Raw genomic sequence first — 11,722 nt, forward strand, 5'->3', positions numbered from 1 at the left:
CCAATGCCTCTCGGATGAGTAGACTTGGTCAGTGACCAAAAAGCAAGCGGACCGCCCCTGCGGGACCCGGCTCGACCGCGCCGCCGTGGCGCGCGCGGCGCTGGATCTGCTGGCGGAGCGGGGCGCGGACGCCGTGTCGGTACGCGCCGTCGCCGACCGGCTGGGCGTCCGGATGAACACCGTGCTCTGGCACGTCAAGACCAAGGCCGGGCTGCTGGAGCTGATGGCCGACGCGATCGTCGGCGGGATGTCCCTGGACGGGCTGCCGGAAGCCTGGGACGACCAGGCCCGCGAGCTGGCCGTCCGCTACCGCCGCGCGCTGCTCGCCCACCGCGACGGGGCCGCGATCGTGGCGGGCACGTACGCCGCCGAGCCCGCGACGCTGAGCTGTGCGGAGGCGCTGGTCGAGGCTCTGCGCGCGGGCGGGCTCGCGGAGCGTGACGCGGCGTGGGCCTGCTTCACCCTCGTCTACTACGTGCTCGGGCTGACGCAGGAGGAGCAGGCGGCGGCGGACGCGTCCACCGCCGGTCTCGCGCGGGCGCTCGCCACCGGCGCGTACCCGGAGCTGAGCCGTTCGGCGGTCCATCTGGCCGCCGCGACGTTCGACGAACGCTTCGACTACGGGCTGGAGTTGATCCTTCGTTCACTCAGGGAGCGCGGGTAGCCCGGCCCCGGCGTCCGCTGCCCCAGGGGTCCGCTGCCCCGGGGCCGGGCTACCCCGGCGTCCGCTACCAGGCCACCGGCAGCGCGTGCGGGAAGCGCCGGATGGTGTCCGTGTCCCAGGTCAGGTCCTCGGCCGGCACGGCCAGCCGCAGCTCCGGGAAGCGCGCCAGCAGCCCGCCGAACGCCGCCTCCAGCTCGGCCGTGGCCAGGGGAGCGGCGATACACCGGTGGCCGCCCCAGCCGAACGTCATGTGCGGGGTCGCCGGGCGGTCCGGGTCGATGACGTCCGGCTCCGCGAACCGCTCCGGATCGCGGTTCGCCGTCAGGTACGAGACATGGACGAAGTCGCCCGCCCGGATCGTCACCCCGCCCAGTTCCACGTCCTCCAGCGCGACGCGCGGAATGCCGACGCCCTTGCGGAACGGGATGTAGCGCAGCAGCTCGTCCAGCAGCCGGGACAGGCTCTCCGCGCCGCCGCGCGCCCGCTCCATCAGCTCGGGGCGGGTGAGCAGCAGGAACGCGATGTCGCTGATCTGGCAGGTCGCCGTGTCGTGTCCGCTCAGCATCAGGGTGAGTGACATGACCGCCAGATCCTGGTCGTCGAAGACGTCCTCGCCCTCCTTCGCTGCGGCCAGTGTGCTGATCAGGTCGTCCCCCGGGGCGCGCCGCCGCTCGGCGACCAGGCCGCCGAAGTACGCGCGCAGCTCCTTCTTGGCGGTGGCGGCGGCCTGCCGCGCCTCCGGGGCCGTCGACAGCAGCTGATGGGCGTAACGCTGCATGGCCGGCCGGTCGGGCGGCGCGATGCCGAGCAGGGCGCAGATGGTCTCCTGCGGAAGCCGGTCCGACAGATGGCTCACCAGATCGGCGGGCGGACCCTGCTCGGCCATGGCGTCGAGCAGTCCGGCCACGACGCCCTCGACGGCGGGCCGCATCCGGTCCACATGCCCCTTGGTGAACGCCTGCGAGGCCAGTCGGCGCAACCGGGTGGAACGCGGCGGGTCCAGCACGTTGATCGACTCGGCGGAGACGATCGGCTCCGGGGTCATCCGCGGGTAGTCGTGCTCCATGATGCCCGCGCGGCTGAACCGCTGGTCGGTCGTCACCCGCCGTACCCCGTCGAAGTCGGTGACGAGCCAGGCGTCGTCGTCGCCGTACGGCAGCCGGATCCGGGTGACGGATCCCCGGCTCATCAGCTCCGCGAGCGACGGATCGAACTCCAGGCCCTCGCTGAAGTCGAACGGGCAGGTGGGGGTCGTACCGGTCTCGGTCATCACGTACTCCAGCGCGGGGTCGGTCGGTGGCATGCTCCGCGGGACGGAGGATGCGGGGCGGAAGATCAACGAGGGATACGTACCTCCCCGTTTCGCGTATATGCCTGCTATGGGGGAAATGGCCACGGCGGTTTCGTCGGTTTTTGCGCTATCGGCAAGAGTGTTTGCCGAATGCTCCGGTACGGTCGGACCATCTCCGGTGAACGGAGGTACTGCACATGACTGAGCCACAAGTGACCGAGCCGGAAGTGACCGAGCCGCAAGGACGGACGGGCAGGCCCGAACGGCCCGGGCGGGCGCGACGGTACGAGGTCGTGATCATCGGCGGCGGCGCCGCGGGCCTCAGCGGCGCGCTGACCCTGGCCCGGGCCCGCCGCTCGGTGCTGGTGATCGACTCGGGGCACCCGCGCAACGCACCGGCGGCCCACATCCACAACTACCTGGGCCGGGAGGGGACGGACCCGGCGCGGCTGCTGGCACTGGGCCGCGAGGAGGCGACGGGGTACGGCGCCGAGATCCTGACCGGCGAGGTGGCCACGGCGGAACGCCTGCCGGCTCCGGCTCCGTCGGCCGCCACGTCGCAGGCCACCCCGTCCTCCGTCGGAGGCTTCCGCGTCGTCCTCACCGACGGCACCGCGGTCGAGGCGGACCGGCTGCTGGTGACCACCGGCCTGGTGGACGAACTGCCGCCGGTACCGGGGCTCGCCGAGCGCTGGGGGCGCGAGGTCCTGCACTGTCCGTACTGCCACGGCTGGGAGGTCCGCGACGAGCCGATCGGCATCCTGGCGACCGGCCCGCTCGCCGTGCACCAGGCGCTGATGTGGCGTCAGTGGAGCGACGACGTGACCCTGTTCACCCACACGGGGCCCGAGCCCTCCGACGAGGAGTACGAGAAGCTCGCGGCCCGGGGCATCGCCGTGGTGGAGGGCGAGGTGACGGGCGTGGAGGTGACCGCCGACCGGCTCACCGGCGTGACCCTGGCCGGCGGCCGGGTGATCCCCCGCCACGCCCTCGTCGCCGGGCCGCGCTTCACCGCCCGCGCGGACTTCCTCGCGGGGCTCGGCCTGGAAGCCGTCGACCAGGAGATGGCCGGACACGTCGTCGGCAGCGCCGTACCGGCCGACCCGTCCGGCGCGACCGCGGTTCCCGGGGTGTGGGTGGCGGGCAACGTCACCAACCTGGCGGAGGTCGTCATCGGGGCCGCGGCGGCGGGCGTACGCGCCGCGTCGATGATCAACGCCGACCTGATCGAAGAAGAGACGGCCCGCGCGGTGGCCGCCCGCCAGGTAACCAAGGGAGTTGTCGCATGAGCGATCACCGGACCATCGCCCCGGGCGCGTCGCACGAGGAGTTCTGGGACGAACGTTACGAGATGAGCGAGCGGATCTGGAGCGGTGAGCCCAACACCGTCCTGGTCCGCGAAACCACCGGCCTGACGCCCGGCCGCGCTCTCGACCTGGGCTGCGGCGAGGGGGCCGACGCGGTCTGGCTCGCCGAACGCGGCTGGCGGGTCACGGCCACCGACATCTCCCGCGTCGCCCTGGGCCGCGCGGCCCGGCACGCGCGGGAGGCGGGGGTGGCCGACCGGGTCGACTGCCAGTGGCACGACCTCACGGCGACGTTCCCGACGGGCGGCTTCGACCTCGTCTCGGCCCACTTCCTGCACGCGCCCACCGAGAGCTTCCCGCGCGAACGGATCCTGCGGACCGCCGCGGCGGCCGTGGTCCCGGGCGGCACCCTCCTGATCGTCGGCCACGCGGGCCATCACGAGCCGACGGACCTGCGACTCCCCACCACCGAGGAGGTCCTGGCCTCCCTCGAACTCCCGGAGGGCGACTGGGAGGTGCTGCTGAGCGAGGAACACGAACGCCACCAGACCGACCGTGACGGCCGGCAGATCACCCGCACGGACAACGCCCTCAAGGTCCGCCGCCTGCCCGTCTGACGGTCCGGCGAGGCGGGGCGGGGCGGGGTGGGGCGGGAGCGCCGTGCCGTACCACCACGCTCGGCGGTACGGCACGGCACCCGCCACCCGGCACGCGGGGGACGTCAGACATACTCCCGGCGCGCCATGACCGTTGCCGCGGTCGCCGCCACTCCCGCGGTGGCGAGCGCCAGGACCACCAGCGCCGCGCTCACCCACACCGGCGCGCGGAACCCGTGCCCCGCCGCGATGGCGAGCCCGCCGCACCAAGGACCCGCGGCGGCACCCACGTTGAGGGCCGCGGTCGCGAACCCGCCCGCCAGGGTGGGCGCACCCGTCGCGGCGTACATCACCTGCGAGATCAGGGTGGAGCCGACCGCGAACGACAGGGCACCCTGGACGAGGACGAGCACCGTCGCCGCCACCGGGCTCCCCGCCGTCACCGCGAGGAGCATCCAGCCGAGCGCCAGCGCGAGGCCCCCGTACACCAGCAGCGGGACGGGGCGTACGTCGGCGATCCGGCCCCCGGCGGTGACCCCGGCGAACGAGCCCACCCCGAACAGTGCCAGCACCACGGGCACCCACCCCGCGCCGAGCCCGGTCACGGTGGTGACCAGGGGCGACAGATAGGTGAACGTGCAGAAGGTCGCCCCGTTCACCAGGGCGCCCAGCACGAGGGTCACCAGCAGCCGCGGTGCGCGCAGCGACCGCAGCTCATCCGCCGCACCGACCCCCGTACCGGCACCAACGCCCGTACCCGCACCAACGCCCGTACCCGCACCGGCCGGTACGGCCCGCAGGATCGCGAAGACGGCGGGCACCGACACCAGGGCCACCGCCCAGAACGCCGAACGCCACCCCCAGACCTGCCCCAGCACCGCGCCCGCGGGCACGCCCACGACACACGCCATGGTCACACCCCCGAGCAGCGTGGAGGTGGCCCGGCCCTTCGCCGTACGGTCGACCATCCCGACCGCCGTCACCAACGCCACCGCCAGAAACCCGGCATTGGCCAGCGCCCCGACGAAGCGCGTGCCGAGCAGCACCGGGTAGCTCGTGGTGACCGCCCCGACGACATGGACCACGAGGAACGTCACCAGGAAGAGCAGCAGCGCGCGACGCTGCGACCAGCGCCGGCCCGCCAGCGCCATCAACGGCGCGCCGACCACCATGCCCACGGCGAACGCCGAGGTCAGGGCCCCGGCGGCCGGAATGGACACCTGTAGGTCGCGCGCGATGTCCGGCCCGAGGCCGGCGAGCATGAACTCGGACGTGCCCTGGGCGAAGACCGCCAGTCCGAGCAGATGAAGAGCAAAAGGCACAGCAGGACTCCGTCACCACATCATGGAATGCATGGAATGCGCGGAAATGACGCGCGTCATGGCGCACCGGCCGACGAACGGCAGATGCGCATGGGCCCGGCGGATCCGGTGAAGTGTGAAGGTGCGGGAGTCGCGAAAGCGCCTGTACGCGTGGGTACATGGAGAAGTGCCGGCACCACGGCCGGTCACCCGCGAACTCGCCACCGGACGGCCGGTGGCTAGAGTCTTGACGCCTCGGGGCTGGACATACGGGCACCTTAGACAGCGCGGGCGAGTGCCGTCCACTGGGCGCCCGACGTGAGACGAGACAGGAAAGGTGAGTGGTGCGCGTGCGGGCCGTGGTGTTCGAGGAGTTCGGGCGGCTGCCGGAGGTACGGGACGTACCCGACCCGGAGCCCGCCCCCGCCGGGGTGGTCGTACGGGTCGAGGCGACCGGCCTGTGCCGCAGCGACTGGCACGGCTGGATGGGCCACGACGACGGGATCGCCCTGCCCCACGTACCCGGCCATGAGCTGGCCGGGCGGGTGGCGGCCGTGGGCCGGGGCGTCACGAACTGGCGGGTGGGGGACCGGGTCACCGTCCCCTTCGTCTGCGCCTGCGGTACGTGCGCCGCGTGCGCCGCCGGTGACCAGCAGGTCTGCGAACGCCAGGAGCAGCCGGGGTTCACCTATCGGGGGTCGTTCGCGGAGTACGTCGCCGTGCCCCGCGCGGACACCAACCTCGTCGCCGTTCCCGACACCATGCCGTTCACCACGGCCGCCGCCCTGGGCTGCCGCTTCGCCACCGCCTACCGCGCCGTCGTCCCGCAGGGCCGCGCCCGCCCCGGCGAGTGGGTCGCGGTCCACGGCTGCGGTGGCGTCGGCCTCTCCGCCGTCATGATCGCGGTGGCGGCGGGCGCCCGCGTCGTCGCGGTCGATGTCGCCCCGGGCGCGCTGGAACTGGCCAGGAGCCTCGGCGCGGCCGTGTGCGTGGACGCCGGTACGGAGCCCGACGCCGCGGCGGCGGTACGGGCGGCCACGGGCGGCGGCGCACACCTCTCCCTCGACACGCTCGGCTCACCGGTGACCTGCGCGGCGTCCGTCGAGAGCCTGCGGACCCGGGGCCGGCACGTCCAGGTCGGCCTGCTCGCGGCGGACCGTACGCCCGTACCGATGGCCCGCGTCGTCGCCCGCGAACTCGAACTCCTCGGCAGCCACGGCATGGCCGCCCACGCCTACCCCGAGATGATGCGCCAGATCGCCGCGGGCACGCTCCGCCCCGACCTGCTGGTGTCCACCACCATCCCGCTGGACGCGGCCCCGGCCGCCCTCGCGGCGCTGAGCGACGCCTCGACCACGGGCATGACGGTCATCACCCCGCACGGCGAGACCGGCTGACCGGCTTACGCGTACCGCCGCGCTGTCTTCCTTCCGCGCCGTCACACGAGAATGGCCCGCGACACCACCGAGGCCGGCGCCTCCCGGCGGCGTGCGTGCTCGGCGGGTGTCGCGTCCTCCGTGGCGGCGCCGGACAGGCCGACGGACGACCAGGTCAGCACCATGGAGATGACCAGCCCGAGCACATCCTGCGGGTCGATCGAGGCGGTGACGAAGCCGCCGCGCTGCGCCTCGCCGAACGCCCGTCAGGCGGTCGGCCCGGTGCGGAGCCGCCGCGCGTCCCGCATGAGCGTGTACGTAGCGCCGAGGAAGATCACGGATCCAGCCACGAGCCAGAGAAACGAGGCCCCGGAGCGGTACTCACGAACGGCGAGAACGAGCAGCATCACGCTGGCAAGGACGCCAAAGGCCGAGATCAGGGCGCTGATGCGGTGAGTCACATGGACATCATCAACGACAACCTCGGCCGGCGGAAGTGATCCGAGCGAACCGGCCTAGGCGTCCCCGGAAGCGTCCTGGGACCGTCGCACGACGGCCGCCCCGCGCAGTGCGACGGCGCACCAGAAGGCCACCAGGAGCAGCGCGGCCGCGGCCAGGCCCGCGACTTCGAGGGGCTCCGGCCGCCAGCCCAGGGACAGCCGGGTGCCGATCATGACGGTGCCGAGGAGGACCTCCGACGGGGAGTAGACCGGCACCTTGGCCGCCACGAACCGCAGGATGGCGCCCAGCCCCAGGCCGATGACGGCCCAGGCGAGCAGATAGGGCCAGAGCGCTCCTGGCGCGGCGGGCGGCAGGCCGTACTCCTCCGGGCCAATGCGGAACAGGGCGCCCAACCACCCCAGCGTCACTCCGGCGGCGGTGACGAGCGTCGCCCACAGCGCATGGCGCCACAGCGGGCCGGACCGCACTCGCTCGTCCTCGTGCTCGTCCTGGGTGTCGACGGGGGGTGTGTTCACAGGAAGATCCATCACACCCGATGAGACGCTCACCGGCCGCCGAACGTTCCGTCGCGGACGGTGTCGCGAGCATGCCGAAAACACCACGGCCCGCCCCGAGGGCCGTAGCTCGTCGGCGACGAGCCCGACATGATCCGGACGACAGGCCCTACTTCTGCGCTGCCAAGGTGCGCAGGACGTCGAACTCGTTGCCCTCGGGGTCGGCCATGACCACCCAGCTCCGTTCCGGGCCTTGACCCACGTCCACCTTGAGAGCGCCGAGACCGAGCAATCTGGTCACCTCGTCCTCGGTGCTGCCGTCGATCGGGCTGATGTCGAGATGAAGCCGGTTCTTGACGGTCTTGCCCTCGGGCACGCGGATGAACACCAGGGTGGGCGGCATCTGGCGGGCCCGGACATCCTCGACGGTCGGCACCCAGGAGCTGATCTCGACCTTGCCCTCGCTCCGGTCGATCACCGTGAAGTCCAGGACCTCGCACCAGAAGGCCGCGAGCCTCTCCGGGTCATGGCAGTCAACGGTCAACTCGGTGAACCTGCTTGTCATGCTTCTCCCCGATAGTGCGGACGGGGCCCAGCGTAGGTCGCCTGCCCGACAGATCCGAGATCTTTTTGACCAGGGACATCACACGGGCTTGGTCTGCAGGAACAGGAAACCGCCCGTCGAAGGCGCCCGCCTCCCCGGTGGCGCCATGGCCGTACGCGACTCCAAGGACCCCCACGGCCCCGCGTTCGTCCAACCCTGCAACCCCCACCCGGCCGGACACCCGTGTCTCGTATGCTCCCCGCCATGAGCGACGGGGTGAGCGGCAGACGGGTCATCGACGGGCGGTTCGAGTTGGAGGCGCGGCTCGGTGGGGGCGGGATGGGGACGGTGTGGCGGGCGCGGGATCTGGTGCTGGACCGGGCCGTCGCGCTGAAGGAGGTGCGGCCGCTCGATCCGGATCTCGCCGAGTACGACCCGGAGGCCGCGCGGCTGCTGCGGGCCCGGGTGTTGCGGGAGGCGCGTGCCCTGGCGCGGGTCGACCATCCCAACGTCGTGACCATCCACCATGTCGTGGACGGCGCCGAACACCCCTACCCGTGGCTCGTGATGGAGCTGGTGACCGGCGGGACGCTGCACGATCGGCTGGCCCGGGGGCCGATGGACCCCGTCGAGGCGGCCGGGCTGGGGCGGGAGGTGCTGGCCGCGCTGCGGGCGGCGCACGGTGCGGGCATCCAGCACCGGGACGTGAAGCCCCCGAACGTACTGCTGCGGCCGGACGGGCGCCCCGTCCTCACCGACTTCGGTATCGCCGCCATCCGTGAGGCGACCGCGCTGACCCCGACCGGGTCCATCATCGGCACACCCGACTACATGGCCCCCGAGCGGATCAGCGGGGACGACGGCGGTCCCGGCTCCGACCTGTGGTCGCTGGCGATGATGCTGTACGTGGCCGTGGAGGGCCGGCATCCGCTGCGGAGGGGCTCGACGCTGGCCACGCTCGCCGCCGTGCTCAGCGAGCCCCTGCCCCCGCCCGCCAAGGCCGGGCCGCTGACCGGCGTGCTCAACGCCGTGCTCGTACGGGATCCGGCCGAGCGGCCGGACGCGGAGACCGTGGACGGCATGCTCGCCGCCGTGGCGGGCGGGACGGCGCCACCGGCTCCGGCACCGGCCCCCGCCCCGGCCGAGGCGTCGGCGGTGCCGGGGGGAGCCGGTTCCGGGGCGTCCGCCACCACGTCGTACCACCTGAGCCCGCCCCGGACCACGCCCCAGGACGCCGTTCCGCCGGGGACCGCTCCCGGCGGTGTGCGGTCGCGGGCGGGGCGGCGGGTCGCGGTCGGCGCCTCGCTCCTCGGTACGGCGCTGGCGGGCGTGCTGCTCTGGACGCAGCTGCCCGGCATCGACGACGTCTCCAGGTTGTGGAACGCACCCGGCTCGTCCGGGGAGCCCGGGGCCTCGCGGTCGGCGGACGCGTCCGCTTCGGCGGGTTCCGCGCGGGGGGAGAAACCGGAGAAGGCGAAGGACCTGCTGACCCCGGCCGGTGTCCGTGCGGCGGTCAAGGCGTTCAAGGCGGAGATGGGCACCGATCAGGTGGGCAGCTTCTCCGTGTACCCGGACTTCATCACCGTGCAGGGCATGGTCAAGGGCAGCGACAAGCGGTACGACATGTACACGTACCGCGCGGGCGAGGGCGTGACCAAGGGCCCGGCCGGTGGGACGCTCATAGGCGGTCAACTGCCGTTCAGCATGGACGCGTTCGACTGGGACGCGATCCCCGCGCTGCTGAAGAGGGCGGAGAAGGACCTGAACGTGGAGCAGCCGACCTCGCGCTATCTCCTGGCCAAGCCGCCGAACGCGCTCCTCGGCTCCTCCACCGGTCTGACGCTCTACCTGTCGAACGCGTACGGCGGCGGGCGGCTGGAGGCGGACAGCAAGGGCAAGGTCACGCGGGTGTACCCGGCGGCGTCCTGAGATGAGGACGCCGGTAGACGCAGTGTCAAAGAACCGTGCACGGAATGCGAACACAGCAGGGCTGCGGCCGGGCATCCTCGATGTCATGCCCCGGCGGCCCGCCGGGCGGAGGGGCGGCGGACGCCGGGGGAGTGAGCTGTACAGGGGGCAGCTCACCGCCTCGGCGTACGCGGCCCCGGGCTCAGCCGAACGGGATCCGTACCACTGACTGGTTGCCGATGCCGAGGGTGCTCGTTCCGTTGCCGATGGCGTTCCAGACCTCGACGCGGACCTTGCCGTTGACGAGGTCGCCGTGGCTTCCGGTGGCCGACTTGAGTCCTCTCGCCTGGGTGTAGTGCTCGTACCCCGCGACGGGATCGGTGGCGAAGTACTGGTACGTCTCGGTGCGGTCCCAGGTGCCGTCGCCCGTACGGTCGTAACTCACCCGGACCTGCTGGCCGTTGGCGACCGACGTGCCCGCGTCCACGAAGAGGTCGAACTGGGTGGCGCCGCCGTTGTACGCCCGGGTGATGGCGCCGGAGGTGAAGACCTGCGGATCGGTCACCGTGCCGTCGTGGTTGGCGCCGCCCGCCGAGGCGATCGTGGCCGTCGCGGCCGAGCCGGTGGAGTCGCCCAGGCCGCCGCCCGTACGCGCGTACAGCGTGGCGGAGCCGGACGGCGGGTCCGTGGGCGGCGGCGTGGTCGAGCCGCCGCCCCGCGTCCAGACGGCCACGTAGTCGACGAGCATCGGGTGGCCGGGGACGGTCGCGGCGGTCGGTGTCTGGCCGCCGAGCGCGTTGGGGAAGGCGCCGCCGATGGCCACGTTGAGGAGGATGAAGTACCCCGCGTGGTCGGTCATGCTGGACCAGGTCGCGGCGTCCATCTGGTTCTGGCCCACGGAGTGGAAGAGCTGGTCGTCCACGTACCAGCGCAGCTGGTTCGGGGTGACCGAGCGGTCCCACTCGAAGCGGTAGGTGTGGAACGCGGACTGGCAGCTCGACCCGGGGCAGGCCCGGTTGGCGCCGAGGCCGGTCGTCTCGTTGCAGGGACCGCCGGGGTTCACCCCGCAGTGCAGCACGCCCCAGACCGAGTTGAGGCCGTTGACGTTCTCCATGATGTCGAACTCGCCGGTGCCCGGCCAGTTCCAGTAGTTGCCCCGGTACGGGGAACCGAGCGCCCAGAACGCGGGCCAGTAGCCGAGCGCGGCGTTGCCCGTGACGTTCGGCATCTGGATGCGGCCCTCCATGCGGAGCGTGCCGCCCGCCGGAGCCTTGAAGTCGGCGCGCTGCGTCTCGATCCGGGCCGAGGTCCAGTTGCCCGCGCCGTCCCGGAGGGGGGTGATGCGGAGGTTGCCGTTGCCGTCGAGGCCGAGGTTGCCGGCGTTCGCGGTGTAGTTCTGGACTTCGCCGGTGCCCCAGTTGGCGGGGCCGCCGGGGTAGCTGTGGCCGGTGTCGATCTGCCAGTTGGCGGCGGCGGGCGGGGCGCCGGCCGCGCCGTCGAAGTCGTCGCTCCACTGGAGGTTCCAGCCGGGAGCGGGCGGGATGGCGCCCTGCGCGGTGCCGGCGCCGGTGACGCCGACGAAGCCCGCGAGGGCGAGGGTGAGGGCGACGAGTGCGGCGAGGACGGGGGTGCGGTGCCCGCGTCTGCCTGGGGTCGTGGTCGTACGGCTCGTTCTCAAGGAAACACCTCCGGTGCGGATGGTGCCGGGGAAAGATCGCGAGAGGGAATCGAGGGATCGAGGGCAGGCCGAGAGCAGAATGAGAGCGCTCTCAGTCCGCC

11 protein-coding genes and 1 pseudogene are annotated in these 11,722 nt (G+C 72.7%); 5 read left to right on the forward strand and 7 right to left on the reverse strand.

Going from position 1 to position 11,722, the window contains the following annotated elements; all coding sequences use genetic code 11:
* Window positions 1-31 precede the first annotated feature (31 nt).
* Window positions 32-664, forward strand: coding sequence for a TetR/AcrR family transcriptional regulator C-terminal domain-containing protein (locus ACFXKG_RS26995; RefSeq protein ID WP_384844196.1), 633 nt, complete (start codon window positions 32-34; stop codon window positions 662-664).
* 64 nt (window positions 665-728) lie between these two features.
* Here ACFXKG_RS26995 and ACFXKG_RS27000 read toward each other — a convergent pair whose 3' ends face one another.
* Window positions 729-1,934, reverse strand: coding sequence for a cytochrome P450 (locus ACFXKG_RS27000; RefSeq protein WP_384844279.1), 1,206 nt, complete (start codon window positions 1,932-1,934; stop codon window positions 729-731).
* A gap of 218 nt (window positions 1,935-2,152) precedes the next feature.
* Between ACFXKG_RS27000 and ACFXKG_RS27005 the strand changes: the two genes are divergently transcribed.
* Window positions 2,153-3,244, forward strand: coding sequence for an NAD(P)/FAD-dependent oxidoreductase (locus tag ACFXKG_RS27005; RefSeq protein WP_384844199.1), 1,092 nt, complete (start codon window positions 2,153-2,155; stop codon window positions 3,242-3,244).
* A complete protein-coding gene (locus ACFXKG_RS27010; protein ID WP_384844202.1) occupies window positions 3,241-3,879 on the forward strand; it encodes an SAM-dependent methyltransferase in 639 nt (212 codons plus the stop codon). The genes ACFXKG_RS27005 and ACFXKG_RS27010 overlap by 4 nt, the downstream gene beginning before the upstream one ends.
* A gap of 104 nt (window positions 3,880-3,983) precedes the next feature.
* Here the strand turns inward: ACFXKG_RS27010 and ACFXKG_RS27015 are convergent, their stop codons facing one another.
* Window positions 3,984-5,180, reverse strand: a complete 1,197-nt coding sequence (locus tag ACFXKG_RS27015; protein WP_384844205.1) for a Cmx/CmrA family chloramphenicol efflux MFS transporter — start codon at window positions 5,178-5,180, stop codon at window positions 3,984-3,986.
* 329 nt (window positions 5,181-5,509) lie between these two features.
* On the opposite strand from ACFXKG_RS27015, the gene ACFXKG_RS27020 reads away from it, so the two are divergent.
* Window positions 5,510-6,556, forward strand: a complete 1,047-nt coding sequence (locus tag ACFXKG_RS27020) for a zinc-binding dehydrogenase (protein ID WP_384844282.1) — start codon at window positions 5,510-5,512, stop codon at window positions 6,554-6,556.
* 41 nt (window positions 6,557-6,597) lie between these two features.
* Here the strand turns inward: ACFXKG_RS27020 and ACFXKG_RS27025 are convergent.
* The 4 genes and pseudogenes from ACFXKG_RS27025 to ACFXKG_RS27040 all read right to left on the reverse strand — a co-directional run.
* Window positions 6,598-6,786: pseudogene (locus ACFXKG_RS27025) on the reverse strand (TetR/AcrR family transcriptional regulator); the annotation flags it as partial.
* A 15-nt stretch (window positions 6,787-6,801) separates the two neighbouring features.
* Complete coding sequence (locus ACFXKG_RS27030) at window positions 6,802-6,996, reverse strand: hypothetical protein (protein ID WP_384844208.1); 195 nt, start codon at window positions 6,994-6,996, stop codon at window positions 6,802-6,804.
* Window positions 6,997-7,050: 54 nt separating this feature from the next.
* Window positions 7,051-7,524 (reverse strand): hypothetical protein, encoded by a 474-nt coding sequence (locus ACFXKG_RS27035; RefSeq protein WP_384844211.1) that lies wholly within the window; start codon window positions 7,522-7,524, stop codon window positions 7,051-7,053.
* Window positions 7,525-7,660: 136 nt separating this feature from the next.
* The gene (locus ACFXKG_RS27040; RefSeq protein WP_384844214.1) at window positions 7,661-8,056 is read right to left on the reverse strand and encodes a VOC family protein; all 396 of its coding nucleotides are present in this window, start codon (window positions 8,054-8,056) and stop codon (window positions 7,661-7,663) included.
* Window positions 8,057-8,299: 243 nt separating this feature from the next.
* On the opposite strand from ACFXKG_RS27040, the gene ACFXKG_RS27045 reads away from it, so the two are divergent.
* On the forward strand, window positions 8,300-9,964 hold the full coding sequence (locus ACFXKG_RS27045; RefSeq protein ID WP_384844217.1) for a serine/threonine-protein kinase: 1,665 nt from the start codon (window positions 8,300-8,302) through the stop codon (window positions 9,962-9,964).
* A 181-nt stretch (window positions 9,965-10,145) separates the two neighbouring features.
* Here ACFXKG_RS27045 and ACFXKG_RS27050 read toward each other — a convergent pair whose 3' ends face one another.
* The gene (locus ACFXKG_RS27050; RefSeq protein WP_384844220.1) at window positions 10,146-11,621 is read right to left on the reverse strand and encodes a glycoside hydrolase family 16 protein; all 1,476 of its coding nucleotides are present in this window, start codon (window positions 11,619-11,621) and stop codon (window positions 10,146-10,148) included.
* Between the last annotated feature and the right edge of the window lie 101 nt (window positions 11,622-11,722).

This window comes from Streptomyces sp. NPDC059255, assembly GCF_042752355.1.
Classification (GTDB): Bacteria; Actinomycetota; Actinomycetes; order Streptomycetales; family Streptomycetaceae; genus Streptomyces.

Bases quoted from the DNA above. Each gene is read 5' to 3' on its own strand.
- ACFXKG_RS27000 (WP_384844279.1), bottom strand. From the start codon at position 1,934: ATGACCGAGACCGGTACGACCCCCACCTGCCCGTTCGACTTCAGCGAG.
- ACFXKG_RS27005 (WP_384844199.1), top strand. From the start codon at position 2,153: ATGACTGAGCCACAAGTGACCGAGCCGGAAGTGACCGAGCCGCAAGGA.
- ACFXKG_RS27010 (WP_384844202.1), top strand. From the start codon at position 3,241: ATGAGCGATCACCGGACCATCGCCCCGGGCGCGTCGCACGAGGAGTTC.
- ACFXKG_RS27035 (WP_384844211.1), bottom strand. From the start codon at position 7,524: ATGGATCTTCCTGTGAACACACCCCCCGTCGACACCCAGGACGAGCAC.
- ACFXKG_RS27040 (WP_384844214.1), bottom strand. From the start codon at position 8,056: ATGACAAGCAGGTTCACCGAGTTGACCGTTGACTGCCATGACCCGGAG.
- ACFXKG_RS27045 (WP_384844217.1), top strand. From the start codon at position 8,300: ATGAGCGACGGGGTGAGCGGCAGACGGGTCATCGACGGGCGGTTCGAG.